Annotated in this window: 19 protein-coding genes and 2 pseudogenes (1 of these 21 only partly in view); 13 read left to right on the top strand and 8 right to left on the bottom strand. The window is 63.3% G+C overall.

From position 1 onward, the window contains the following. The 3 genes and pseudogenes from EOB59_RS06160 to EOB59_RS06150 all read left to right on the top strand — a co-directional run. Positions 1–554, top strand: a pseudogene (locus EOB59_RS06160) (YggS family pyridoxal phosphate-dependent enzyme) (it extends 55 nt beyond the left edge of the window). A 439-nt stretch (positions 555–993) separates the two neighbouring features. Then, positions 994–1,248: a type II toxin-antitoxin system Phd/YefM family antitoxin gene (locus EOB59_RS06155; protein ID WP_128287925.1), complete on the top strand. Its 255-nt coding sequence runs from the start codon at positions 994–996 to the stop codon at positions 1,246–1,248. Positions 1,249–1,425: 177 nt separating this feature from the next. Continuing rightward, complete coding sequence (locus EOB59_RS06150) at positions 1,426–2,475, top strand: aldo/keto reductase (protein WP_128287924.1); 1,050 nt, start codon at positions 1,426–1,428, stop codon at positions 2,473–2,475. Between the two features lie 44 nt (positions 2,476–2,519). Here the strand turns inward: EOB59_RS06150 and EOB59_RS06145 are convergent, their stop codons facing one another. After that, on the bottom strand, positions 2,520–3,428 hold the full coding sequence (locus tag EOB59_RS06145) for a LysR substrate-binding domain-containing protein (RefSeq protein WP_128287923.1): 909 nt from the start codon (positions 3,426–3,428) through the stop codon (positions 2,520–2,522). A 119-nt stretch (positions 3,429–3,547) separates the two neighbouring features. Here EOB59_RS06145 and EOB59_RS06140 point away from each other — a divergent pair, with 119 nt between their 5' ends. Then, positions 3,548–4,729, top strand: coding sequence for an MFS transporter (locus EOB59_RS06140; protein ID WP_128287922.1), 1,182 nt, complete (start codon positions 3,548–3,550; stop codon positions 4,727–4,729). Positions 4,730–4,781: 52 nt separating this feature from the next. Further along, positions 4,782–5,816: an aldo/keto reductase gene (locus tag EOB59_RS06135; protein WP_128287921.1), complete on the top strand. Its 1,035-nt coding sequence runs from the start codon at positions 4,782–4,784 to the stop codon at positions 5,814–5,816. Between the two features lie 144 nt (positions 5,817–5,960). On the opposite strand, the gene EOB59_RS06130 is transcribed toward EOB59_RS06135, so the two are convergent. Next, on the bottom strand, positions 5,961–6,233 hold the full coding sequence (locus EOB59_RS06130) for an usg protein (protein WP_013529022.1): 273 nt from the start codon (positions 6,231–6,233) through the stop codon (positions 5,961–5,963). Between the two features lie 302 nt (positions 6,234–6,535). Between EOB59_RS06130 and acs the strand changes: the two genes are divergently transcribed. Both acs and EOB59_RS06120 read left to right on the top strand, forming a co-directional pair. After that, positions 6,536–8,491, top strand: coding sequence for an acetate--CoA ligase (gene acs / locus EOB59_RS06125; protein ID WP_127808796.1), 1,956 nt, complete (start codon positions 6,536–6,538; stop codon positions 8,489–8,491). Beyond that, on the top strand, positions 8,491–9,234 hold the full coding sequence (locus EOB59_RS06120; RefSeq protein WP_128287920.1) for an MOSC domain-containing protein: 744 nt from the start codon (positions 8,491–8,493) through the stop codon (positions 9,232–9,234). Before acs ends, EOB59_RS06120 begins: the two co-directional genes overlap by 1 nt. A gap of 1 nt (position 9,235) precedes the next feature. Here the strand turns inward: EOB59_RS06120 and EOB59_RS06115 are convergent, their stop codons facing one another. From EOB59_RS06115 to EOB59_RS06105, 3 genes are all read right to left on the bottom strand, one after another. Next, positions 9,236–10,504, bottom strand: coding sequence for a cyclopropane-fatty-acyl-phospholipid synthase family protein (locus EOB59_RS06115; RefSeq protein ID WP_128287919.1), 1,269 nt, complete (start codon positions 10,502–10,504; stop codon positions 9,236–9,238). 360 nt (positions 10,505–10,864) lie between these two features. After that, entirely contained in the window at positions 10,865–12,340 is a 1,476-nt protein-coding gene (locus EOB59_RS06110; RefSeq protein WP_128287918.1) for a TadE/TadG family type IV pilus assembly protein, read from the bottom strand. 343 nt (positions 12,341–12,683) lie between these two features. After that, positions 12,684–13,553: a transglutaminase family protein gene (locus tag EOB59_RS06105; protein WP_127397486.1), complete on the bottom strand. Its 870-nt coding sequence runs from the start codon at positions 13,551–13,553 to the stop codon at positions 12,684–12,686. Positions 13,554–13,724: 171 nt separating this feature from the next. On the opposite strand from EOB59_RS06105, the gene EOB59_RS06100 reads away from it, so the two are divergent. Then, complete coding sequence (locus EOB59_RS06100) at positions 13,725–14,390, top strand: HAD-IA family hydrolase (protein ID WP_128287917.1); 666 nt, start codon at positions 13,725–13,727, stop codon at positions 14,388–14,390. Between the two features lie 7 nt (positions 14,391–14,397). On the opposite strand, the gene EOB59_RS06095 is transcribed toward EOB59_RS06100, so the two are convergent. Beyond that, the gene (locus EOB59_RS06095) at positions 14,398–14,619 is read right to left on the bottom strand and encodes a DUF1674 domain-containing protein (RefSeq protein ID WP_127382026.1); all 222 of its coding nucleotides are present in this window, start codon (positions 14,617–14,619) and stop codon (positions 14,398–14,400) included. A 119-nt stretch (positions 14,620–14,738) separates the two neighbouring features. On the opposite strand from EOB59_RS06095, the gene htpX reads away from it, so the two are divergent. From htpX to purH, 4 genes are all read left to right on the top strand, one after another. Then, complete coding sequence (gene htpX, locus EOB59_RS06090; protein WP_128287916.1) at positions 14,739–15,755, top strand: zinc metalloprotease HtpX; 1,017 nt, start codon at positions 14,739–14,741, stop codon at positions 15,753–15,755. Next, complete coding sequence (locus EOB59_RS06085) at positions 15,713–17,140, top strand: RsmB/NOP family class I SAM-dependent RNA methyltransferase (RefSeq protein WP_127397112.1); 1,428 nt, start codon at positions 15,713–15,715, stop codon at positions 17,138–17,140. Before htpX ends, EOB59_RS06085 begins: the two co-directional genes overlap by 43 nt. Positions 17,141–17,288: 148 nt before the next feature. Then, positions 17,289–19,013, top strand: coding sequence for a heparinase II/III family protein (locus tag EOB59_RS06080; protein WP_128287915.1), 1,725 nt, complete (start codon positions 17,289–17,291; stop codon positions 19,011–19,013). Positions 19,014–19,307: 294 nt separating this feature from the next. Next, positions 19,308–20,924, top strand: coding sequence for a bifunctional phosphoribosylaminoimidazolecarboxamide formyltransferase/IMP cyclohydrolase (gene purH / locus EOB59_RS06075; protein WP_127273763.1), 1,617 nt, complete (start codon positions 19,308–19,310; stop codon positions 20,922–20,924). A gap of 152 nt (positions 20,925–21,076) precedes the next feature. On the opposite strand, the gene EOB59_RS06070 is transcribed toward purH, so the two are convergent. After that, the gene (locus EOB59_RS06070) at positions 21,077–22,453 is read right to left on the bottom strand and encodes an MFS transporter (protein WP_128287914.1); all 1,377 of its coding nucleotides are present in this window, start codon (positions 22,451–22,453) and stop codon (positions 21,077–21,079) included. Between the two features lie 353 nt (positions 22,454–22,806). Here EOB59_RS06070 and EOB59_RS06065 point away from each other — a divergent pair. Beyond that, positions 22,807–24,950: pseudogene (locus EOB59_RS06065) on the top strand (TonB-dependent siderophore receptor). A gap of 84 nt (positions 24,951–25,034) precedes the next feature. Here EOB59_RS06065 and EOB59_RS35985 read toward each other — a convergent pair. Next, positions 25,035–25,520 (bottom strand): NAD-glutamate dehydrogenase domain-containing protein (locus EOB59_RS35985; protein ID WP_245486541.1); only part of this gene is annotated, 486 nt, incomplete at its 5' end.

Below are 25,520 nucleotides of genomic sequence, written 5' to 3'. Positions count from 1 at the left end.
CCTTCGACGCTGCCGACATCGGCCCGGTCATCGAGGCCGGCCAGCGCGTCTTCGGCGAGAACCGTGTGCAGGAGGCGCAAGCCAAATGGCCTGATCTGAAGGAAGCTTTTCCTGGCATCGAACTGCATCTGATCGGCCCGCTGCAATCCAACAAGGCTCGGGAAGCGGTGGCGCTGTTCGACGTCATCGAGACGGTCGATCGCGAGAAGATCGCCGCCGAACTCGCCAAGGAGATCGCCAAACAGGGCCGCGCGCCAAAACTCTATGTCCAGGTCAACACCGGCTCCGAGCCGCAGAAGGCCGGTATCGAGCCTCGCGACGCCGTCGCTTTCGTCACCCGCTGCCGCGACGTGCATGGCCTCGCCATCGAGGGCCTGATGTGCATCCCGCCGGCCGACGAGAATCCCGGCCCGCACTTCGCGCTGTTGGAAAAGCTCGGCAAGGGAGCCAACGTCGCCAAACTCTCGATGGGCATGTCCGGCGATTATGAGACCGCGATCGCCTTCGGCGCCACCAGCGTCCGCGTCGGTTCGGCGATCTTCGGCAGCCGATAGTTCCGATGCACAGACCGGTCTCTAGTCGCTAAATTCCAACATATTCGATTGGCTGCAGGCCACCACACCTTCGTCATCCTAGGGCGGAGCGACGCGAAGCGGAGCGCAGACCCTAGGATCCATGCCGTGACGACAAGGAAAATGCAGCGGTGCAGAATTCTGTTCCGCTGCATTCTTCGGCAGATGTCGCGGCATGGATCCTCGGGTCTGCGCTGCGTCGCTGCGCTCCTTGCTCCGCCCGTGGATGACGACGAGAGAGATGTTTAGGCCAATCCCCGAGGTTTGCGATCTGCCGCCGAAAGAGGCTATAGATTCTCGCTGCCAATAGCTTCCAACCCATGTCGAGGAACTGGCGAACACATCTGTTCGAGCGGAAACCCTGCCATGCTTCAACGGCATCTGGTATATGACTAGCGAAGCCATCTAGCGAGTAGTGCCCTTGAACTGGCATCTTAAGGACGCGAAGAACAATCTGTCGAAACTCGTACGGCAGGCGCGGGAACAAGGGCCACAAACCATCACGGTGCGCGGAAAGCCAACTGCTGTCGCACTCTCCCCCGAGGACTACGACCGACTGGTCGGCGCAACACCTTCGCTTGCGGAATATCTTCTCTCAGGTCCCGTGTGGGATGACGACTTCGTCGAGGAGGTCAATTGCCGCCCGAAGACGAAGATCCGAGTTATAGACTTATAATCCGCATACTCATGCGAACCTCGTTCGGTGAATGCAGCGGGCGCTTTTCTGATGGCGGCATTAGATGCGGTGAGGGGTTATAGGCCAACTCGGCGGGCTCGTTGAGCCAGCAATTGGAAACGAAACGTGCCGTTCCTATTTGCTTTGCGTCATCACAAACTCTCTGGAGCCGCCACCATGCGTTACAACCAGCTTGGAAATACGGGGATGTTCGTCTCCGAACTGTGCCTCGGCACCATGACCTTCGGCGCCGCCGGTCAGAATGCCCAATGGGGCCTGATCGCCAGCCTCGACCAGAAGGGCGTCAATGAGATCGTCGCCCATTCGCTCGCCGCCGGCGTCAATTTTTTCGACACCGCCGACGTCTACTCCTTCGGCGAATCCGAGCGCCTGCTTGGCCAATCGCTCAGGGATCTCAAGGTCAACAGGCAGAATGTGGTCATCGCCACCAAGGCGCATGGCGCCATGGGCGACGGCCCGAACCAGCGCGGCTCGTCACGCGGCCACATCATGGACTCGGTCGATGCCAGCCTGAAGCGGCTGCAACTCGACCATATCGATCTCTATCAACTGCACGGCACCGACACCGTGACGCCGATTGACGAAACGCTGCGGGCGCTCGACGATCTCGTTGCCAGCGGCAAGGTTCGCTATGTCGGCGTCTCCAACTGGGCGGCATGGCGCATCGCCAAGGCGCTCGGTATCGCCGAGCGCAAGGGCTTTGCCCGTTTCGAGACCGTCCAGTCCTACTATTCGATCGCCGGCCGCGATCTCGAGCGCGAGATCGTGCCGCTGCTCAACGAGGAGAAGCTCGGCCTGATGGTGTGGTCGCCGATGGCCGGTGGCCTGCTCTCCGGCAAATACGGCCCCGGCGCGCCCGGCAATGGCGAAGGCCGCCGCGCGTCCTTCAACTTCCCGCCGGTCAATGAGGACCGTGCCTGGGCGGCCGTTGCCGTCATGCGCGAAATCGCCAAAAAGCATGATGTCAGCGTCGCCACGGTGGCGCTCGGCTATGTCCTGGCCAAGCCCTTCGTGATGAGCGTCATCATCGGCGCCAGCCGCATGGAGCAGCTGGAGCAGAACCTTGCCGCGACTGAAGTGAAGCTCGACAGCGACGATCTGCTTCGTCTCGACGAGGTCAGCGCCCTGCCATCCGAATATCCCGGCTGGATGCTGGAGCGCCAGGCAGCGGGCCGCCGCCCCGCGCCGTTCATGCCGAAAGCATAAATACAGCCCACGCTGACATCCAGGGAGCCGTGGCTCCCGGGATGTCAGCTCAGCCGGACGCTCTCTCCCAGAAAATCGAGAAAGGCACGCACCCGCGCCGGCAGATGCCGGCCCTGGCCGACATAGACGGCGTGGGTGGGCTCCTCGTCGCCGGGATTGAATGCCTCCAGCAGCGGCACCAGCCGGCCGGCCGCGATGTCTTCCGCCACATGCCAGCGAGCCAGCCGGGCGATGCCCGCGCCGGCCAGCGCCATCAGCCGCATCGCCTCGCCATCGCTGACCAGCGTGTTGCCGGTGATGGGAACCATGATGGCGCGGCCGTCCGCGTCGAGGAACGGCCAGCCATCGAGATGCCTGACGAACCCGAAGCCCATGCGGTTATGCCTGTCGAGATCGGCTGGCGTCAGCGGCATGCCCTGCGTCTCGAGGTAGGAAGGTGCTGCAACGACCACCACAGGGCTTTGCCCGAGCTTGCGCGCCACCAGTCGTGACTCACTCAGCGGCCCGGCACGGATAGCGACATCGGCGCGTTCCGCCATCAGGTCGATGACGCTGTCGGTCAGCACCAGGTCGACTGAAATCTCGGGGTAGCGTTCGAGGAAGCGTGGCAGAAGCGGGATCAGCCGGTGTACTCCGAAGGGCACGTAGCTGTTGACGCGCAGCCTTCCGCGCGGTGCCGCACCCGCCGCCGCCTCCTGCTCGGCCGCCGCCATGTCGGCGAGGATGCGCAGGCCGCTCTCGTAGAAAGCGGTGCCTTCCGGCGTCAGTTGCAGCTTTCGCGTCGAACGGCTGACCAGCCGCGCACCAAGCCGGGCCTCCAGCCGCGCGATCAGCTTGCTCACCGCTGAAGGCGTCATGCGCAACGCGCGTGCGGCGGAGGAAAAACTGCCGTCCTCGACGACGCGCACGAACACTTCGATCTCGCCGGAGCGATTGATATCGGGCCTGGCCATTTGTGAATCTATTTCACAGAAAATGTGCCCAAGGCAAGTCTGGTTCACAATGCAGGGAAGCACGATCTCAGGGGTCGGGGCGCGGGACGGCGCTCTTCGCCATCGAAGTGGAAATCGCCATGCCTCTTGCTCTCTACGCCCTTGCCGCCGGTGCCTTCGGCATCGGCGTCACCGAATTCGTCATCATGGGTCTGCTGCTCGATGTCAGCAAGGATCTCGGCGTTTCGATCACGGCCGCCGGCCAGCTCATTTCGGGCTATGCGCTCGGCGTCGTCATCGGCGCGCCCCTGCTGACCATCGCCACCGGCAACTGGCCACGCAAGACCGTGCTTCTGGCACTGATGGCGATCTTCACGCTTGGCAATCTCGCCTGTGCGCTGGCCCCCGATTACTGGACGCTGATGGGCGCCCGCATTATCACCGCCTTCGCCCACGGCACATTCTTTGGCGTCGGCTCTGTCGTCGCCACCGGGCTGGTCGCACCCAACAGACAAGCCTCGGCGATCGCGCTGATATTCACCGGTCTGACCATCGCCAACATCCTCGGCGTGCCCTTCGGCACCTGGCTCGGCCAGGCCTTCGGCTGGCGAGCGACCTTCTGGGCGGTGACATTGGTCGGCGTGGCGGCCTTCGCCGTCATCCTGGCTCTGGTGCCACGCAGCCGGGCGGCGTCCGAAAAGAGCGATCTGCGCGCCGATCTCGCCGTTTTGCGCCGCACGCCCGTCCTGCTCGGTCTTGCCACCACCGTGCTCGGCTATGCCGGTGTCTTCGCCGTCTTCACCTATATCGCGCCGCTGCTGACCGAGATAAGCGGCTTCCAGGAAGCGGCCGTGTCGCCGATCCTGCTCGTCTTCGGCGGCGGCCTCATTGCCGGCAATTTACTTGGCGGCAAGGTCGCCGATCGCTGGCTGGTGCCGGCCGTTCTCGGCAGTCTCGTGGTGCTGGCCCTGGTGCTCGCCACCATGAGCTTCGCCATCCACAGCCAGGTGATGGCCGTCATCTATGTCGGCCTGCTCGGCGCTGCCGCCTTCGCCACCGTGGCGCCGCTGCAAATGTGGGTGCTGGACAAGGCGCAAGGTGCCGGCCAGAGCCTCGCCTCGTCCTTCAACATCGCCGCCTTCAATCTCGGCAATGCGGCAGGTGCCTGGCTTGGCGGTGCGGTGATTGCCCATGGCATTGGCCTGGGCTCACTCACCTGGGTCGCCGCCCTGCTGCCGCTCGCGGCACTCGGCGTGGCGGGGCTGGCGCTGCGTCTCGATCGCACCGCCACGCTCGGCGAGCCTGCCTCCATCCGGTCGTGATCGTCCTCTGCAAACCCGCTTTCCACACCCTTCATTCCACAGGAGTAAAAAGATGGACTACCGACGTCTCGGTGCATCGGGCCTGAAAGTGCCCGCACTCTCATTCGGCGCGGGAACCTTTGGCGGTTCCGGCCCGCTGTTCGGCGCCTGGGGCAACAGCGACGCCAGGGAAGCGCGGCGGCTGATCGACATTTGCCTGGAGGCCGGCGTCAATCTGTTCGACACCGCCGACGTCTATTCGAACGGCGCCTCGGAAGAGGTGCTTGGCGAAGCGATAAAAGGCCGCCGCGATGCCGTTCTGATATCGACCAAGACCGCGCTGCCGATGGGCGACGGACCCGCTGACTATGGCTCTTCCCGGTCGCGGTTGATCAAGTCGGTGGACGCCGCGCTGAAGCGCCTCGGCACTGACTATATCGACCTGTTGCAGCTGCACGCTTTCGATGCCGGGACGCCGATCGAGGAGGTCTTGTCGACGCTGGACGAACTCGTGCGCGCCGGCAAGCTGCGCTATGTCGGCGTCTCCAATTTCTCCGGCTGGCAAGTGATGAAGTCGCTGGCGCAAGCCGACAGTCAAGGCTATCCGCGCTATGTCGCGCACCAGGTCTACTACTCGCTGGTCGGCCGCGACTACGAATGGGAGTTGATGCCGCTCGGCCTCGACCAGGGCGTCGGCGCGCTCGTGTGGAGCCCGCTCGGCTGGGGCCGCCTGACCGGCAAGATCCGCCGTGGCCAGCCCTTGCCGGAACAGAGCCGGCTGCACGACACAGCTGATTTCGGCCCGCCGGTCGAGGACGAGCATCTCTACCGGGTCATGGATGCGCTCGATGCGGTGGCGCAGGAAACCGGCAAGACCGTGCCGCAGATCGCAATCAACTGGCTCCTGCAGCGCCCGACCGTGTCGTCGGTCATCATCGGCGCCCGCAACGAGGAGCAGTTGCGCCAGAACCTCGGCGCCGTCGGCTGGACCTTGACGCCGGAGCAGATCGGGAAACTCGACGCCGCAAGCGAAGTCACCGCGCCCTACCCGTACTTCCCGTATCGGCGGCAGGAAGGCTTTGCCCGGCTCAACCCGCCGGCTGTGTGAGCGGCTGACTTGGCGGAAACGCTTGCAGTTGGCCGCCGTCTCACAGGTTCGTCATCCTAGGGCGAAGCAGGAGCGCAGCTCCGTGGCGGAGACCCTAGGACGACGAAGCGATGGGCGTTTCCGCCAATCACTGGCTACTTGTTCTCAGTGCAGCACGAACTCACCATCCACCTTGCGCCATTCATTCGGCGCGATCAGCTTCTGGTGGGTGTAGCTGATCGAATGCAGCGGCCCGTCCAGCTTGGCCTTCCAGAATTCGATGAACTTGATCAGCACCGGAAACTTCGGCGCCAGATCGTAGTCCTGCCAGATGAAGCTCTGCAGCAGATGCGGGTGATCGGGAAAGTGATAAAGAATCTTGGCCGTGGTCAAGCCATAGCCTTTGAGCATCAGGTCCATTTCGGCATGGTCGCGCATTACGGTCCCCAGGTTGATTCGCCTGTCCTCCCACGGCTGATTGTGCGCGCCGCTGATTAATCGTCTATTGATTTTTTCTTCATCTGAACCGGCTTTAGCATGCGAAAACATGCAGTTAGCAGCGCACTTGGCCGAGTGCTGACAGCCTCGGGAAAGCCACCTGCGGCATCCCGCCGCGCGAATCCAACGTCTAATGTTGCCGTAACGGCGGAACTGGTAATAATGCCGCCGAATTCGCGGCCGTGTCGCTGCGATCCCGCCGGCATTTCAAGCCGGCGATTGGTTCGGGAGGAAAGTCAGGAATGTCCGAGGTTCATGTCCATCGCGTCCAGCCGGCGTGGACGAAAAACGCGCTGATCGACAATGACACCTACCTGAAATGGTATGCCGACAGCGTAAAGAACCCGGACAAATTCTGGGGCAAGCACGGCAAGCGCATCGACTGGTTCAAGCCCTTCAGCAAGGTCAAGAACACCTCCTTCGACGGCAAGGTCTCGATCAAATGGTTCGAGGACGGACTGACCAACGTTTCCTACAACTGCATCGACCGGCACCTGAAGAAGCGCGGCAACCAGACCGCCATCATCTGGGAAGGCGACAATCCCTACGATGACAAGAAGGTCACCTATAACGAGCTCTACGAGCATGTCTGCCGGCTCGCCAATGTGATGAAGAAACACGGCGTCAAGAAAGGCGACCGCGTCACCATCTACATGCCGATGATCCCGGAAGCCGCCTATGCGATGCTGGCCTGCACGCGTATCGGCGCCGTCCATTCGATCGTCTTCGGCGGTTTCTCGCCGGATGCGCTGGCCGGCCGCATCGACGACTGCAAGTCGACCTTCGTCATCACGGCCGATGAAGGCCTGCGCGGCGGCAAGCCGATCCCTTTGAAGGAAAACACCGACAAGGCGATCGAGATCGCCGCGAAAGCCGGGACGAAAGTCGAAAAGGTGGTGGTCGTGCGCCGCACCGGCGGCAAGACCGGCTGGGTTTCAGGCCGCGACGTCTGGTACCACGACGAGGTCGCGACGGTGAAAGCCGAATGCAAGCCCGAGAAGATGAAGGCCGAGGACCCGCTGTTCATTCTCTACACGTCGGGTTCGACCGGCAAGCCGAAGGGCGTGCTGCACACCACCGCCGGCTATCTCGTCTACGTCTCGATGACCCACCAATATGTCTTCGATTACCATGACGGCGACATCTACTGGTGCACCGCCGATGTCGGCTGGGTCACCGGCCACAGCTACATCGTCTACGGCCCGCTCGCCAACGGCGCCACCACGCTGATGTTCGAAGGCGTGCCGAATTATCCGTCGCAGTCGCGCTTCTGGGAAGTCATCGACAAGCACAAGGTCAACATCTTCTACACCGCGCCGACGGCGCTGCGCGCGCTGATGGGCGCCGGCGACGCGCATGTCGCCAAGACATCGCGCAAGTCGCTGCGCGTACTGGGTTCGGTCGGCGAACCGATCAATCCGGAAGCCTGGGAGTGGTATTTCAACATCGTCGGCAACGGCAAGGTGCCGATCGTCGACACCTGGTGGCAGACCGAGACCGGCGGCATCCTGATCACGCCGCTGCCCGGCGCCACCGACCTCAAGGCGGGATCGGCGACGCGGCCTTTCTTCGGCGTCAAGCCGCAGCTGGTCGACGGCGAGGGCAAGGTTCTGGAAGGGGCGGCCGACGGCAATCTGTGCATCACCGATTCCTGGCCGGGCCAGATGCGCACCGTCTATGGCGACCACGACCGCTTCGTGCAGACCTATTTTTCGACCTACAAGGGCAAGTATTTCACCGGTGACGGCTGCCGCCGTGACGCCGACGGCTATTACTGGATCACCGGCCGCGTCGACGACGTCATCAACGTCTCCGGCCATCGCATGGGCACGGCCGAGGTCGAATCCGCACTGGTCAGCCACGACAAGGTTTCGGAAGCCGCCGTCGTCGGCTATCCGCACGACATCAAGGGACAGGGCATCTACTGCTACGTCACGCTGATGGCCGGCGAGCAGCCGAGCGAGGAGCTGCGCAAGGAGCTGGTCGCCCATGTCCGCAAGGAGATCGGCGCCATCGCTTCGCCCGACAAGCTCCAGTTCGCGCCCGGCCTGCCGAAGACGCGTTCCGGCAAGATCATGCGCCGCATCCTGCGTAAGATTGCCGAGGACGATTTTTCAGCGCTCGGCGATACCTCGACGCTCGCCGATCCGGCCGTCGTCGATGATTTGGTCGCCAACCGGCAAAACAAGAAGAGCTGATGCAGGCAGCGCTTGGCATTGTCAGTGAGCTTTGGCGCTATCCGGCGAGTTCGCTTGCCGGCGAGCGTCGCGAAACAATCTCGGTCGATATCGAGAGCATCGAGGGCGACCGTATGTTCGGCCTTGTCGACAAGTCCGACAATGAGATCGCCCGACCGGACCGCGACCCGAAATGGCACAAGGTGCCGCGCATCCGCACCCGGCTGTCGCCTGCCCTGGAACTCGAGATTGCCGTTCCCGAGGGCAACTGGCTGGCTGCGCCAAGTATCGAGAGCGACCGCGCAGTGTCGGCCTATCTCGGCTTCGAGGCCTCAATCCGGCCGTTTCGCCGCGAGAATGCCGCGCCTGGCTATTCCGGCCCGCTGACCGCGGAGCGCTACCGCAAGGCGCCCATCCATCTGTTGACCACCGCCTCGCTGGCACGCCTGAAGGCGTTGCATCCAGAGGGCGCCACCGACCCACGCCGCTTCCGCCCCAACATCGTCGTCGACATGGCGGCCATCGAAGGCTCGTTTCCCGAAACGGAATGGATCGGCCGCAAGCTTGCCATCGGCGACCTCCTGCTGACCATCTCCGAACCCTGCCGCCGCTGCGGTTTCACCATCATCGCCCAGGATGGCTTCGACCATGATCCGGCGATCCTGCGCAATCTGGTTCGCCATAACGCCCACAATCTCGGCGTCTATTGCACGGTCGACCGGCCGGCGCGCGTCGAAACCGGCGACGCGATTCGCTTCCTGTAAGCTATCGATACAGATCCGCCCGCGTCGGCGGCAGGCCGCTTGGACCACGCGCGCGCTTGGTCACGACGGTCTGGAAAATCTGCGCCGAGGCGCGTTCGAAGGTGATCGAACAGCCCGTCAGGTAAAGCAACCATAGCCGTGCCTTGGCTTCGCCCACCTCGGCGATTGCCTCGTCGAACCTTTCGTGCAGCCGCTCCGCCCACAGTCTGCAGGTGCGGGCATAGTGCTCGCGCAGGTTCTCGACATCGTAGACGAGAAAACCATGCGCCTCGAGATTGCCTGTTGTCATTCCGATCGTGTCGAGTTCGCCGCCGGGGAAGATGTATTTGAGCAGCGCCTTGTACTCCGGCCCCTTGCGCAGGGTCTTCTTCATGTCGCCCTTGCTGCGCCGGGTGATGGCGTGGTGCAGATAGATGCCGCCCGGCTTCAGCAGGCGATGAATGGTCTTGAAATAGGTGGCGTGGTTGGCGAGCCCAAGATGTTCGAACATGCCGATCGACGAGATCTTGTCGAACGAGCCGGTGAGTTCGGCATAGGATTTGATCTCGATGGTGATGCGGTCCTCCAGCCCTTCGGCGCGGATGCGTTCGCGGGCAAGATCGGTCTGCGCCTGCGACAGCGAGACACCGTGGCCGACAACACCATAGTTCTTCGCGGCATGGATGAGCATCGCTCCCCAGCCACAGCCGATGTCGAGCAGTCGTTCGCCAGGCTTCAGCCGGAGCTTGCGACAGATATGGTCGAGCTTGTCGATCTGTGCTTGATCGATGCCATTGGCGAAATCCTTGAAGTAGCCGCAGCTGTAGACCATGCGCTCGTCGAGGAAGAGCCGGTAGAAAGCGTTCGAAATGTCATAGTGATGCTGGATCGCTTCCTGGCTCGAACCGCTGACATAGGGATTGCGCCCCGACAGATCGGTCCGCGCCGTCATCTGCTTGCGTGCCAACAGCACGGAAGGCAGGTCGCGCAGGATCGCCATTTTCGGCAGCGATTTGAGCTTGGTTCTGAGCTTGCCTTGCGACGGCAGGGCATAAAAGTCGAAAATCGTCCCGTCTTCGATGTTGATCGTCTTGGAAATCCACATCTCGATCAGCGTCGACAGGGACGGTCGCTTCACGATCTGCCAGACGATGTCCTGGTCGTTGATGGTGAGCACCGGACCCGTGGCGGGGCCGATCCGCTCTCCGGTCCATAGCCTGACGGCAAATCCCGGTTTCAATGTTTCGATCACCGTTCGAACGATGCGAGCGGCCTTTTCGGCTGCCTCCATGCGATTCCTCCGAATGCCGACCCCCGGAGCGGAAGTTTGCCCGGCCTGCCTGGCAACCGCAAGCCGGCTCGCACCAGGCCCGCCCGTAGGCTAATTTCAGACCCGCACCTTGTCTTTTGCTGCAATGCACCCCATCATGAGTATGTGTTCAACAAATCGAAAGGAGGTGATCCGATGTCGAGTGATTTCGTTTTCCAGAACGTGGCCTCAGCGGATTGCACTTTCGGGAAGCAGTCTTCCCGTTAAGGCGCGAAATGCGCGGCAGGTGACCCGATAGGTCGCCGCCATGGGCCGCGCCACGGACGGAAACACGGAAGGCCGCCGGCTTCGAAAGAAGCGGCGGCCTTTTCCGTTTGCGGACTACTGGGTCAATGCGACCTTTTCGGTGTTGCGAATGATCTCCTGAAAGGCATCGTCCAATTCGGCTCCGGTGGACACGTCGAAGAAATGCCTCTTGGCGGCGGAGGTATCCTTCGACGAACAGTCCTTCAGCACCGCCTTTGCCTGGTCCCGCTCGGTTGCCGACATGTCCTTGTCGTCCAGATCGAAGCCAATGGTGAAAATCTCGATGCCATCATTTTTCATGTTTTCGCACAGCGTTTCGGCGTTGCCGCGCGCAAGGTTGCCCTGGCTGTTGTACCTGTCCCCAGCCCCGGCGAAGGCGGTATTGAACTGGCCATCGGTCATTAGGATCGCGACCTTGGCGATCTTCTTCGGATCGGCATCCGAGGCGCCTTTGCCGAGACCGGCGTTCCTGATTGCAGTGCGCCATTGCGGCGACAGCATATAATAGGTCCACTGAATGGCGATCGCGCCGGCCGTGTAGCCATCGGCCTGGAAGTCCTCGATCGATTCAAGCAATGCATCGGAGTCGGCGGTCAGCGGGATCACTTCCGCATCAGGGCACCTGTTCATATCTCCGCCGAGATGATCGTCCCGGTTGACCAGGGCATAGTATTTCTTGCCGTTCCTGTCGGTGCGAACAGTGTCTGGGCCGTCGGCGCTCATATCCGCGTTGCCGTTCTTGTCCTTGCGCTCGGTGGCGCAATTGTCCGGGCGTGGCATCGCCGCGCCGACAATGGAGATGTAGTCGCTGAAGGACGGCAGCAGATTTTTGCCCGTCTTGGCGACGAGAAGCGGACTGCCGGCGACGGGTGGCAGCTCAGAGCTGCCTTGCTTCTCGGCATAGAGGTTTTCCGCCAGCTTGCCGGCGTTGACGCCAGACGCGTAAGGCACAATCGCTACGCGGATGCGGGGGTTCTGCGGATCCTGCTTCTGCAGCATCGTCAGAACAGCATTTTTTGCAGCAGCTTTCAGATCGCCGATCTTGTCGACCTTGCCGCGCTTGGCCATCGATCCCGTTATGTCCAGCATCATTGCCACTTCGACGGTCTTGTCCGAATAGAGCGCCGTTGTGGAAGCGGTGACGCGTTTCATGTCGCCCGTGCCAAAAATCGGAAAGTACAGCGCGACATCGATATGGGCGTCGGCCTGAACCGTCTTGGCAGTCCTGTTGACGATCAGCCTGTCGAGCACGATCTGGTCGGCCTGCAGAATGCCTGCTTGGCTGTTGGCGTCGAGAAAGGCCTGCACCGAATTGTCGGCATCGGCTTCCTTGATGACGCCGGTCGTCAGGTCGCGTGCCGTCGACGTGACCGCGGCGTCGACCACGCCTTGGAGGCTCGATCTGGCATTGTAGAGCTGCGATACGTTGACCGAGAAGCCCGCTGCCAGCGCCAAGACCGAGGCGCTAAGGCCGAACAGGACCGCGAAATTTCCACCGCGATCCCTGGCGAAGCCGCCGACCGCGTGAACAAGACCCCCGTAATTCCGCATCCTACAGCCTCCACTCGCCTCGGCCTCGTCGCCGCGGAAAGGGCAATGCAGGATTCCCGCCGGATGTCGCCTTGGCCTGGCGGAGAGCTCGCCTTCCATCAGCAAGTCGTTGTTGTTTTTGTTGAGTTTTGGAACCCGCAAAGGTGAACGGTTGGTAAACGGGAACGCGCCGTGGCGCTCGCGTTTACCGGCCGCTTACCATGATCTGGCCCAAGGCATCGCGACGCCATCGACGGCGTCCTGTTGCGGCACAAGCTCACTGTGCCGAAGCGGACCATGTGTCCCGAAAGTTGCGCCTGGAAAGAACCTCGCTGCCACCCTGTCGCATCGGTAGGCGTCGCGATTACGCCAGCATCTGTGCGCTGACGGTCCTGTCGATGCCGTGGTAGGGCGGGTTGAACAGATTGCCTTCCTGTTCATAGGTCCACACCTTGAACAGGCTGAGCCGGTGGGGGCCGAAACTGTGCAGCAGCGGCACGTCGGTGGCGTCGCGGCCGCGGGCGATGACGATACGGCCGATTCTGGGCGTGTTGTGGCGAGGATCGAACGTGTACCATTTGCCGTCGAGGAACACTTCCAGCCACGCCGAGAAGTCCATCGGCGCCGGATCGGCTGGCACGCCGATATCGCCGAGATAGCCGTTCACGTAGCGTGCCGGAATATTCATGCAGCGGCAAAGCGCGATCGCCAGATGGGCGAAGTCACGGCAGACCCCGACGCGCTCCTCATGCGCCTGCGCCGCGGTGCGGGTCGAGCGCGCATAGCCATAGCCGAACGACAGCCGGTTGTGGACATAGTCGACGATCGCCTGCACGCGCGCCCAGCCGGACGGGATGTCACCGAAGAGCTGCCAGGCCAGGCTGCTCAGATGATCCGTCTCGCAATAGCGGCTGCCCAGGAGATAACCGAGAACTTCGTCGGGCAGATCCGCCACCGGCACTTCCCTGGCCAGGGTGTTTACCTCGTCCGTCTCGCCGCTGTCCTCTACGACCGCGTCGTACAGGATGCGAAAACCACCGGCGGGCGCTGTGAAGCGCCGGCAGGCATTGCCATGCAGATCGTGGTACAGTCTTGTCGGCACCGCGGGCGAGGTCAGCACCCGCGTCTGCCGCTTGATGTCGCCCTGCCTGTCCCGATGGATCTCGAGCACTGAAATCACCGGCGTGGCGGCTACGCATTCGATGGCGATTTCGTAGCCGAGCCGGATCAGCACCGTTGGTCCCCCTTCGATCGTTGTTGTGAGAAGCAGTCCTTCCCAAACGCCCGGAGGATATCGTGGTTCCCTGGGCCGATCGAAAAGCACGCCCCCGTGTCTTCCCCTGCCGCAGTCGAGACGTTAGGTTCGGTCACCCGACCTAGCGCCTCCCCGGACTCAAGGAAAATCATGTATTCAGGCAGAAAATTCGCGGCCTTCCTCTTCGACATGGACGGCACGCTCATCAATTCCATCGCCTCGGCGGAACGGGTGTGGAGCGATTGGGCTCTCCGCCAGGGGCTCGACGTCGCCGCCTTCCTGCCGACGATCCATGGCGTGCGCGCGATCGAGACCATCACCGGCCTAGCACTGCCGGGCGTCGACCCGGCATACGAGGCTGATCTGCTGCTGAAGGCCGAGGCGGCCGATCTCGATGGCATTATCCAGATCTCAGGCGCCGTGGCATTTCTCGATTCGCTGCCGCCCGAACGCTGGGCAATCGTCACCTCCGCCCCACGTGAGCTGGCGCTGTTGCGCATGAAGGCCGCCGGCATCCCCGTCCCGGCCATCATCGTCGCGGCGGAAGATGTCTCCCGCGGCAAGCCGGCGCCCGATTGCTTCCGGCTTGGCGCGGAACGGCTCGGCTTCGACGCGCGCGATTGCCTCGTCTTCGAGGATGCTCCAGCTGGCATCGCGGCAGCCGAAGCGGCGGGCGCCGCGGTCATGGTCATCAGCGCCACGCACAACCACCCCTTGCCAACGCAACATGCCGCGATCGCAGGCTACGACATGGTCGGCATCACCGTCGACGAGCGTGGCTGGATCGCGCTCGAGCCGCAGCGCAACGCCGCCTAGGCGGCATCTAGAAATCGCTGGTGAGGCCCTTTACCTCCCAGTCGCCGTAGCGCCCTGGCTCCTTGCCGCCGCGGCCGCCGATCTCCTTCGGCAGCGCGGCCTCCTTTTCGCGGTAGTCTTCCCGCCGCGCTGCGGCCTCGGCCAACGCACGGCGTGCGGCCGGCGTTAGCTCTCTCTGCGATGCCGCTTCGGCAGAAGCGGCGCCTGTTTTACTGATTTCGTCGGTCATGCGATAATCTCGGCAGATTGAGCCCAGTCAATTGAAACAGGAACTGGCGTTTCCCATCATATAGCCATGAACGCACGACGATCGACCCCTTTTCGGTGCCATTTCGACAGGAGCAGACGATGAACACCATCCGCACCGCCATGCTTCTTGCCGCGATGACGGCGCTGTTCATGGGCGTCGGCTTTTTGATCGGCGGAACCGGCGGCATGATGATCGCCTTCCTGTTCGCGGCCGGCACCAATCTGTTCAGCTACTGGAATGCCGACAAGATGGTGCTGTCGATGAACCGTGCCGTCGAGGTCGACGAAAGGAACGCGCCCGAATATTACGCCATCGTCCAGGCAATGGCCAAACAGGCCGGCCTGCCGATGCCGAAGACCTATCTGATCGACAACCCGCAGCCGAACGCCTTTGCCACCGGCCGCAACCCGCAGAACGCGGCGGTTGCTGCCTCCACCGGCCTGTTGCAAGCGCTGACGCCTGAAGAGGTCGCAGCCGTCATGGCGCACGAGCTCGCCCATGTGCAGCACCGCGACACGCTCACCATGACGATCGTCGCCACCTTTGCCGGTGCCATCTCGATGCTCGGCAATTTCGCCTTCTTTTTCAGTGGCAATCGCGACAACAATCCATTCGGCTTTGTCGGCGTGCTGGCGGCGATGATCGTAGCGCCCTTTGCCGCGATGGTCGTGCAGATGGCGGTCAGCCGCACCCGCGAATACGAGGCCGACCGGCGTGGCGCTGAAATCTGTCGACACCCACTCTGGCTGGCATCGGCGCTTGACAAGATCGCCCGCGGCGCCGAACGCATCCGCAACCCCGATGCCGAGCGCAATCCCGCGACCGCGCATCTCTTCATCATCAATCCCCTTCACGGCGAGCGCATGGACAGCCTGTTCTCCACCCACCCCGCCACTGAGAACCGCATCGCAGCCTTGCAGGCGATGGCGCAGCAGATGCAAGGCGAAACCCAGGCCGCCCCGCGCCAGGCATCGACGCCACGGCAGGCAGATCAACCGCGGCCATCCGGCCCGTGGGGCGAGGCAGCGCAGCCCGAGCAGCCGGCGGAGCCCGCCAAGCCCAAATCCAACCCATGGGGTCGCAATCCGACCGGGCCCAAGGGCCGGTGGTCGTGAGCGTGGCGGACAGAGGACCACGACGCACGGTTTCAGGTGATCAGGAACACAGGGACGGCGGCGACTTCGTTGCCGGCCTCGCCGCACGCAAGGCAGCGGCGCGCCTGCTTGCCGCCGTCATCGACGCCAGGACCCCGCTTGATGGGCTGACCGATCACGAAAACGGCCACCCGCAATACAAGGCGCTCGACTTGCGCGATCGCGGCCTGGTCCGCGCCATCCTGGTCACCGCGCTGCGCTACCGCATGACCATATCGGGGCTGCTGGCGCGGCGCCTGGAAAAACCGCTGCCGCCCAACGCCACCGCTTTGTCGCACATATTGCATGTGGCCGCAGCCCAGATCCTGTTCCTCGAGATTCCCGACAGCGCCGCCGTCGACATTGCGGTGACCCATGCCAAATCCGATCCGCGCACGGTGCGCTTCTCCGGCCTCGTCAATGGTGTGCTGCGCACACTGGCACGTGCCAAGGAAACAGAATTGCCTGCCGCCCTTGCCGCCACCGACGAAGCGCCAAAGTGGTTTTCCGATCGGCTGAAGACCACCTACGGCAACGAGAAGGCCGGACAGATCCTCGAAGCGCATCGCGTTGAGGCGCCGGTCGACTTCTCGGTCAAGGCCGATCCCGGTCTTTGGGCCGAAAAACTTGGCGGTATCGTCCTGCCGACCGGCACGGTGCGAGTCGAGAATCTTGTCGGTCCCGTCACTGAATTGCCTGGCTTTGCCGAGGGCGCCTGGTGGGTCCAGGACGCCGCGGCCAGCCTGCCCGCCCGGCTGTTCGGCGATGTCGCGGGATTGCGGGTTGCCGATCTCTGCGCCGCGCCCGGCGGCAAGACCGCGCAGCTGATCGTTGCCGGCGCGAAGGTCACCGCCGTCGACACCTCGAAAAACCGGCTCGTGCGGCTGACGCAGAATCTCGACCGTCTCGGCCTGTCCGCCGAAATCGTTCAGGCCGACCTGCTCAAATACGAGCCGAAGGACTTGTTCGACGCCGTGCTCCTCGACGCGCCCTGCTCATCGACCGGCACGGTGCGGCGGCATCCAGACGTGCCATGGACCAAGACTTCGGCCGATGTCGAAAAACTCGCCGACCTGCAACGCAGGCTGCTCGCCCGCGCCGTCACGCTGGTGAAGCCCGGCGGCAGGATCGTCTTTTCCAACTGTTCGCTCGATCCGCTCGAAGGCGAGGATCTCTATCGCGCCTTTCTGGCCGGCACGCCTGAAGTCACCAACGATCCGTTGCGGCAAGGCGAGATCGCCGGCATCGATCCGTTCCTGACGCCGCAAGGCACGCTGCGCACCACGCCCGCTGACCTGGAGCTCGGCGCGCCGGAACGCTCGGGCCTCGATGGTTTCTTCGCCGCTCGCATGCGGCGAGCCGGCTAGCGATTGAATTGCCCGGATTTACTGACTGTTAGGGGTAGGATCGGGGGCAAAGCCAGGTGAACCGGCGTGGGGTCGTGGAATTCGCCTTCGCACGAATCGTGCAATCATGTAGACTCGGCGCCGGGGTAGAGGACGATCAGGAGGGGTTTTGGCACTTGCTGCCAGCAGCACGACGCGTCTGTGGACGCTTGTCGCGAAGGAGTTCTGGCGCAAAACGCGCCGGCGCCTGCGCGCCGGGCCTGTCTATCGCTGGCGCTATTCCGGCCGCACGCCGGAACGTGTGCTGATCGCACCGCCGGACCTGCGCCTCGCCGACCCGCAGATCGCACTCGAGATCTATTACGGCCGCTATCCCCTGTCGGGGCATCTCGTCGAGACCGGCGGCAAGTCGCCTTTCCAGATCAGCGTGCCCAATCACGGCTGGCAGAAGACGCTGCACGGCTTTCGCTGGCTGCGCCATATGCGCGCCGCCGGCACCGAGCTTGCCGCCGCCAATGCCCGCGCCCTGGTCTCCGATTGGATCACTATGCATGGCAGCCATATTTCCGGCATCGCCTGGGAGCCCGGCACGACGGCCAAGCGCATCATCGCCTGGTTGCAGCACTCCTCGGTCGTATTGCAGGGCGCCGAGTTCCCTTTCTACCGCGCCTTCCTGAAATCGGTAGCCATCCAGATCCGCTACCTCAGGTCGATGGCGCGCGAAATGCCCGACGGCAAGGACAGGCTGCGGGCTCGCATCGCGCTCGCCTTCGCTGCCTTGTCCCTGCCGGCGCCGGCATCGGCCCTGCGTGGCGCGACCCGCAATCTTGCCGAGGAACTCGACCGCCAGATCCTCGCCGATGGCGGGCACATTTCGCGCAATCCGATGGTCGTCCTGGAAATCCTCGCCGACCTTCTGCCGCTGCGCCAGACCTATGCCAACCAGGCGGAAACGCCGCCGCAGGCGCTGATCGGCGCCATCGACCGCATGCTGCCGGCGCTGCGCTTCTTTCGCCATCAGGATGGCAGCCTCGCCCGCTTCAACGGCATGGGCGCCACCATCCACGACCGCATCGCCACCATTCTGCGCCACGACGACACCGCCGGCGCGCCGCTGCTGCATGCGCCGCATTCCGGCTATGAGCGCCTGTCGATGGGCGGCACCACGGCCATCGCCGACACCGGCCCGCCGCCGCCGGTCGATGTGTCCAACGCCGCACACGCCAGCTGTCTCGCCTTCGAACTGTCGTCCGGCCGCCAGCACTACATCGTCAATGCCGGCATCGACACCTATGGCGCGGCTGAATTCCGGCCGCTGGCGCGCGCCACCGCCGCGCACTCGACCGCCACCATCAACGACACCTCGTCGGCGCGCTTCAGCCATTCACTGCGCGTCAACGACCTGCTCGGTTCCCCGCTGATCGGCGGCCCGCAGCATGTGCAGTGCAAGCGCACCGACCAGAAGGGCATTCAGGGGTTCATCGCCCGCCATGACGGCTATGTCCCGCGCTTCGGCTTCCTGCATGAGCGCGAGCTGAAGCTGTCGTCGAACGGCAACGTGCTGGCCGGCCGCGACCGCTTCCAGCGGCCCGGCAATGCCGCGATCCGCAACAATGGCCGCGACTTCGTCACTGTCCGTTTCCACGTTCACCCCGACGTCAACCTTTTGCAGGACGAGCATGATCGCCTGGTGCTGGCCGCCGATCAGGCCGACACCTGGGTGTTCACAGCAGCCGAAGTGGTGCCGGAAGTCGAGGAATCGATCTATTTCGCCGGCCTTGGCGGCCCGCGCCGCAGCCGCCAGATCGTGCTTGCCTTCAAGGCCTCGGAAATCGCCGAAGTCCACTGGCAGCTGACGCGCACCAGCATCGCCGGTCATCCGGAAAACAACTGATCCTCCTGGCAGGGCTTCCAACGCAGGTTAACAGAAGGCCTGAGGACAACCAGTTCGGCGGCATCGGCAGCTTTCGTCGGCAGCGATAGGAATTTTTTCTTGACTCGGTGACCTCAGCTATGGTACAAATTCGCCCATGGTGCTGATTTGCGCCAGTGACCCGCCACACAGGCGGGTTTTTCGTTTTAATACGGATTCATTGCCTTGCCCCACCTGACCGCCGGTTTGATTTCCGGACGGCATGTGCTACGGGCGCGGGCATCCATCACACCAGTCGTGAAAGGCTGCCAGCCCATGGCCGTCGCCGCCAAGAACATTCCCGCACCAGACCTTGTTCCCGTGCGTCGCGCCCTGCTCTCCGTTTTCGACAAGACCGGCCTCATCGATTTCGCCAAAGCGCTGGCAGCCGCAGGCGTAGAGCTGGTCTCGACCGGCGGCACGGCAAAGGCGATCGCTGACGCGGGCCTTCCGGTGCGCGACGTCTCCGAGCTCACCGGTTTCCCCGAGATCATGGACGGCCGCGTCAAGACCTTGCATCCTGGGGTGCATGGCGCGCTGCTTGGCGTGCGCGACGATCCGGAGCATTCCGCGGCAATGCGCAAATACGGCATCGAGCCGATCGATCTCGTCGTCTCCAATCTTTATCCGTTCGAGGAGGTCCGCCGCTCCGGCGCCGACTACGCGTCGATCGTCGAAAACATCGACATTGGCGGGCCGGCGATGATCCGCGCCTCGGCCAAGAACCACGCCTATGTCGCCATCGTCACCGACCCCGGCGATTACGCCTCGGTGCTGAATGCGCTGGAGATGAACATCGGCTCGCTTTCGCTGGATTTCCGCAAGAAGCTGGCGGCCAAGGCCTTTGCCCGCACCGCCAGCTATGACGCGGCGATCTCCGGCTGGTTCGCCGAGGCGCTCGAGATCGAACATCCGACATGGCGCGCCTTTGGCGGCAGGTTGGTCGAGGTGATGCGCTATGGCGAGAACCCGCATCAGAGCGCCGGCTTCTACGTCAACGGCGACAAGCGCCCGGGCGTCGCCACGGCGCGCCAGCTGCAGGGCAAGCAGCTATCCTACAACAACATCAACGACACCGACGCCGCCTTCGAACTGGTCGGCGAGTTCGACCCCGACCTTTCCGCCGCCGTCGCCATCATCAAGCACGCCAATCCGTGCGGCGTTGCCGAAGGCGACTCGCTGAAAGCCGCCTACGCCAAGGCGCTGGCCTGCGACCCGGTCTCGGCCTTCGGCGGCATCATCGCCGTCAACCGCACCCTCGACGCCGAGGCGGCGGAAGAGATCGTAAAAACCTTCACCGAGGTGATCATCGCGCCCGGCGCCACCGACGAGGCAGCGGCCATCGTGGCGGCGAAAAAGAATTTGCGCCTGCTGGTCACCGGTGGGCTGCCGGACCCGCGCACGCCGGGTACGACGGTCAAATCCGTCGCCGGCGGCCTGCTCATCCAGGGCCGGGACAACGCCGTCGTCGACGACCTCGAACTGAAAGTGGTGACCAAGCGGGCGCCGACGCCGGCCGAAATGGCCGACCTGAAATTCGCCTTCCGCATCGCCAAGCACGTCAAGTCCAACGCCATCGTCTACGTCAGGGACGGCGCCACCGTCGGCATCGGCGCCGGCCAGATGAGCCGGGTCGATTCCTCACGCATCGCCGCCCGCAAGGCACTCGACGCCGCCGAGGCCGCCGGCCTTGCCGAACCGCTGACCAAGGGCTCGGTCGTCGCCTCCGACGCCTTCTTCCCCTTCGCCGATGGCTTGCTGTCGGCAATCGCCGCCGGCGCCACCGCCGTCATCCAGCCGGGCGGTTCGATGAACGACAAGGACGTCATTGCCGCTGCCGACGAGCACGGCATCGCCATGGTGTTTACGGGGATCAGGCATTTCCGGCATTAAGCGCCGACACAGAGGCGTTCTGAGAATTCGCTCCGCTGAGTCGGATGGCGTGGGTTTCGAGAACCGGAGCGGAGCGGACATTCAAGTCCGTGAGCACCGGAAGCGCAGAAACCTGCGTCAGGCGGCCAGCGGAGTAGAATTATCGAACGTCTCTACTCCACCGGCCGGTCCGCCGGATACGGCGTCTTGACCAGGATCGCCATGCCGATGCCCAGGAACAGCACGATCACCGCCATGCCGAGCCGCGCCGAGCCGCTGGCCAGGGTGACCGACGCGACCATGAACGGCGCCAGGAAACTGGTCGCCCGCCCGGCCAGCGCATAAATGCCGAAATAGCGGCCGGATTCTGCCGCCGTGACGCTGCGCGCCATGTAGGATCGCGACGACGCCTGCACCGGCCCGAAAGCCACGCCGATCAACAGGCCAAAGAAGATGTAGGCTTTTTCCGCTGCCGTGCCGAACAGGCCGCCGCTGTCCGGTCCAGGCATCGTCCAGAGGCCGAACAACGTATAGCCCGGCCCGGTCGAGACGATGCCGATCGTGGCGATACTGAGCAGGACCAGCGAGATCATGACGATGGTTTTTGAGCCAAGCGCCGTGTCGAGACGGGCTGCGACCAGGCAGCCGAAGATGGCGACGACGTTGAGAATGATGCCGAAAATACCGATCTCGGTGATCGACCAGTGGAACATCGCAGCGGCGAAGGTGCCACCCAACGCCAGCAGCGCGTTGACGCCGTCCTGATAGATCATGCGGGCTACCAGGAAGCGGAAGATGCCGCTGCGCTTGCGCACCTCACCCAGTGTCACTTTCAGCTCCGCCAACCCCTCTCGGACAGCCGGACCGATCGGCAGGCCCTTGATGGCGTCGGGGGTGAAAAAGAACATCGGCAGGATGAACAGGAAGTACCAGCCGGCTGACAAAGGCCCGGTTGCGCGCGCGTCCTCGCCGAGCTTCGGGTCGAGCCCGAAGAGCGGGTCGATGCCGATGATCGTCTTGCCGGTCTCAGGCGAACCGGCCAGGCAGGCGACGACGAAGACCAGCACGATCATGCCGCCGAGATAACCAAGGCCCCAGGCCATGTTGGAGATCCTGCCGATCTCGCTCTTCGGCACCAGGCGCGGCATCATCGAATCGTTGAACACGGTCGAAAACTCCGCCGCCACCGACGCCAGCGAAAAGAACAGCACGACCAGGAAAAGGTTCGAACCGGGGGCCGCGAACCAAAGCATGCAAACGCAGGTGATCTTGACCGCGGCAAAGAATGCGATCCACGGCTTGCGCGGTCCGGTCTGGTCGGCGATCGAGCCGAGGATCGGCGACAGCACCGCAATGACAAGACCTGCCGCGGCAATGCCGTAGCCCCAGGCCGCCTGCCCGGTTTCCGGATCGCTCGCCATCCGCGACACGAAATAAGGCCCGAAGATGAAGGTGGTGACGACGGTGAAGAACGGCTGCGCCGCCCAGTCGAACAACATCCATCCCCAGATGCCGCGCCCGGACGCACGCTGCACTGTTTCTACCGTCATGATGATCCCCCGGCACCGGTTCCGTGTCGGGCGCCATGTCTGCATGTTTCATGCGCTCATGCAATGAACGAAGCTTGGTGCCGTCCCTTGCCCCTGCCGGGCGTTCGTTGTTCGAAAACCCAGCAATTGGCTTTCCTCCGCGGCGCGGGCCAAGCCCTTATTTTTTCTCGCGAGGGAAGTCGGACAGAAGGTCCGGCACCGTCCTCCACCCCCTGCTTCGCAGCGATTGCCGCCGGCGCGAATTTCTTGATTATTTAAGTTGACTCTTTTTATCCAGTTTGACTAATTGCGCTCGCGCAGGGCCGGAAAGTCGCCGGTCGAACGGCTCGATATGGTCTGACAGGGAATAAGAGATGACGATTGGTCGACAGGCATTGTCGCGCACTCAGGCAAGGCGATTGATTGCGAGCAGTGCCTTGATAGGGCATCTTTTGGAGTGGTGGGGGCCGGCCGGGCCCAGGTGGTTTCGCCGGACGATGCAACTCAACTGGAAACCATCGTCGTCACCGGCAAGTCGGACCGCCTTGTCGGGCCCGATCAAACGATCGTCGCCGAGGATACGGCGACCGCCACCAAGACCGATACGCCCATCGTCGACGTTCCCGCCTCGGTTTCAGTGGTTACCCAGAAGGAACTGGAGGCACGCCATGTCGAAAGCCTCCAGCAGGCCGTGGCCTACACATCCAGCGTCCTCACCGACGAGTTCGGCAACGATGACCGATACGACTATATTCGTATCCGCGGTTTCGACCAGACATCGCTCGGCACTTATCGCGATGGTCTCACGGCGCGCATCCCCGCCTGGTTCACGGCCAGCCGTCTCGAGCCTTACGGACTTCAGCGCGTGGAGGTCCTGAAGGGATCGACATCGACGCTTTTTGGTCTCAACGGCCCTGGCGGACTGGTCAATGCCATCACCAAGCGGCCGCTGGACCAGAAGCAGGGGGAGATTTACACGTCCTATGGCGACGGTACCAAGGAGATTGGCGTTGATTTTGGCGGGCCGATCGACCCCGATAGCGTGTGGACCTATCGGCTCACCGGGCTGGCCAAGGATGGCGATCAAGGATGGGATTATTCCAACGACGATCGGCTTTACATCGCGCCCGCGTTGACCATCAAGCCCGAGGAAGGAACGTCGCTCACCATCCTGACTGACTATTACAAGCGAGATGGCACAGGCGCACGCGGCACCCCGGCTGGCGGCAATATCGACATCGGCACATTCCTGGGCGAGCCGGATTTCAACCGCTTCAACACGGAGCAGGTCGATATCGGCTACCAGTTCGAGCACGAGTTCAACGAGAACCTCACCTTCCGCTCCAATGCCCGCTACACGCATTTGAGCCTCGACTACGCCGAGGTCTACGGCGCGTCGCTTGACCCCACGGCGGACCGCACGGCATTTTCCGTCGATGGCCTGTCCAACCGCTATGCCTTCGACAATCAGTTGCAATACGATACGGGATGGGACGGGATCGGCAGCAAGACGCTTGTCGGCGTCGACTACGCCAACGACAACACCCGTGAAAGCATCCTCTCCGGCACCGCCGGTCCCATCGACATCAACAATCCGGCCTATTGCGGTCTGTCCTGCATCAATCTCGGCCCCTACGTGAACTGGCGGGTCAAGCAACAGGCGGTCGGTGTCTATGCCCAGGAGCAATTGACGTTTGACGACCGCTGGATCGTCACCCTCGGCGGGCGCTGGGACCGCGTGCATACGACGGCGGACTATCTCGACTCGGGAACGCAGGACGACGACACGGCATCCGCCTTCACCAAGCGCGCCGGCCTGACCTACAAATTCACTCCGAACCTCGCGGTCTACGCCAACTATTCGGAAAGCTTCCAGCCGCTCGTGGCGCCAAGCGGCAACGGATATGCGGTCTCGGGTTCGCTGAAGCCTCAAGAGGGCAGGCAGTATGAGGCAGGTATCAAGTACAAGCCCGACGGCTTCGACGGCCTGTTCACGGCCGCGGTCTTCGACCTTACCCAAACCAATGTTCCGACCTATGTCACGCCTGTTGTCCAGCAGCAGATCGGCAAGGTTGGCGTCCGCGGCATCGAACTCGAGGGCAAGGCCGCCATTGCGGAAAACCTGAACCTGACACTTGCCTATTCCTACTGGGATGCCGAGATCCTGGAAGACGGTATTGGAGGAAATGCCGGCAATCGGCCGCAGCGTGTCCCTCGCCACCTGGCTTCGGCCTGGGTTGATTATACGCTACCCGAGGAGGGACGGCGTGGCGACCTGACCATCGGCGGAGGCGTGCGCTATATCGGACAAACCTACGGGGATGACGCGAACACGACTTCGATTGGCGGCTACGCACTGGTGGATGCGGCGATCAGCTACAAGATGACCAAGGACGTGACGTTGGCCCTGAACGCAACGAACCTGTTCGACCGGAAGTATTTGACAACCAGCTATTACGGAACCGAATTTTACGGCGACCGGCTGAAGATCGTCGGCACGCTCAAACATTCCTGGTGAGCTTTTTGAACGCCGGTTTCGAGGCGGATGGCATTCGAAAAGAGCCACACGCATCCGGTGATGCGTGTGGTGATCGTCGGCGGTTCACATCCCCGTCAGATCGCTCATCAGCCCCGACGCCACCGACAGCCGCGACACGGTGATGTCGCCGCCCTCGGTCAGCGCCTGCAGCCGCTCGCGGATGCGCGCCACCCGCTCGCCGCCGGCGTCCAGCCAGGCCGCCACCGGGTCCGCCGTCCCGGCGTGGCCGGTGAGTGCCGCCACCGCGATGCCGCGCCGTGCCGCGCCGATCGTGTCGGTGGCGCGCGACAGTGCCAGCTGATCATAGTAGTCCGAAGGCGTGATCGAGCGTGCGGCGTCCTCGACACGCGGGATGCGGAAGGCATCGCTGACGGCGAAGAACGCCTTGGCCGCGGCGACGATATCGGCGCCGGCGGTGCGCGCCGTCAGCGCGATGTCGGGGATAAGTTCCGCCACCTCGCTCAGCGCCAGTTGCCCGGCCAGCCCTTCCGGCGCGCCGCTCTTGAACAGCCCGTGCCGCTTCTCCTCGATGCGCTCGCGCGGAGAAAG

Source organism: Mesorhizobium sp. M7A.F.Ca.MR.176.00.0.0, from assembly GCF_004023165.1.
In the GTDB taxonomy this organism is placed as follows: domain Bacteria; phylum Pseudomonadota; class Alphaproteobacteria; order Rhizobiales; family Rhizobiaceae; genus Mesorhizobium.
Note: the sequence above shows the minus strand (reverse complement) of the source record. Positions and strands in the feature narration are given on the sequence as shown.

Coding starts and splice junctions, on each gene's coding strand:
- EOB59_RS06085 (WP_127397112.1), top strand. CDS start 15,713: ATGGGGTCGCAATCCGACCGGGCCCAAGGGCCGGTGGTCGTGAGCGTG.
- EOB59_RS06110 (WP_128287918.1), bottom strand. CDS start 12,340: ATGCGGAATTACGGGGGTCTTGTTCACGCGGTCGGCGGCTTCGCCAGG.
- EOB59_RS06150 (WP_128287924.1), top strand. CDS start 1,426: ATGCGTTACAACCAGCTTGGAAATACGGGGATGTTCGTCTCCGAACTG.
- EOB59_RS06095 (WP_127382026.1), bottom strand. CDS start 14,619: ATGACCGACGAAATCAGTAAAACAGGCGCCGCTTCTGCCGAAGCGGCA.
- purH (WP_127273763.1), top strand. CDS start 19,308: ATGGCCGTCGCCGCCAAGAACATTCCCGCACCAGACCTTGTTCCCGTG.
- EOB59_RS06130 (WP_013529022.1), bottom strand. CDS start 6,233: ATGCGCGACCATGCCGAAATGGACCTGATGCTCAAAGGCTATGGCTTG.
- EOB59_RS06115 (WP_128287919.1), bottom strand. CDS start 10,504: ATGGAGGCAGCCGAAAAGGCCGCTCGCATCGTTCGAACGGTGATCGAA.
- EOB59_RS06145 (WP_128287923.1), bottom strand. CDS start 3,428: ATGGCCAGGCCCGATATCAATCGCTCCGGCGAGATCGAAGTGTTCGTG.
- htpX (WP_128287916.1), top strand. CDS start 14,739: ATGAACACCATCCGCACCGCCATGCTTCTTGCCGCGATGACGGCGCTG.
- EOB59_RS06070 (WP_128287914.1), bottom strand. CDS start 22,453: ATGACGGTAGAAACAGTGCAGCGTGCGTCCGGGCGCGGCATCTGGGGA.
- acs (WP_127808796.1), top strand. CDS start 6,536: ATGTCCGAGGTTCATGTCCATCGCGTCCAGCCGGCGTGGACGAAAAAC.
- EOB59_RS06120 (WP_128287920.1), top strand. CDS start 8,491: ATGCAGGCAGCGCTTGGCATTGTCAGTGAGCTTTGGCGCTATCCGGCG.
- EOB59_RS06100 (WP_128287917.1), top strand. CDS start 13,725: ATGTATTCAGGCAGAAAATTCGCGGCCTTCCTCTTCGACATGGACGGC.
- EOB59_RS06140 (WP_128287922.1), top strand. CDS start 3,548: ATGCCTCTTGCTCTCTACGCCCTTGCCGCCGGTGCCTTCGGCATCGGC.
- EOB59_RS06135 (WP_128287921.1), top strand. CDS start 4,782: ATGGACTACCGACGTCTCGGTGCATCGGGCCTGAAAGTGCCCGCACTC.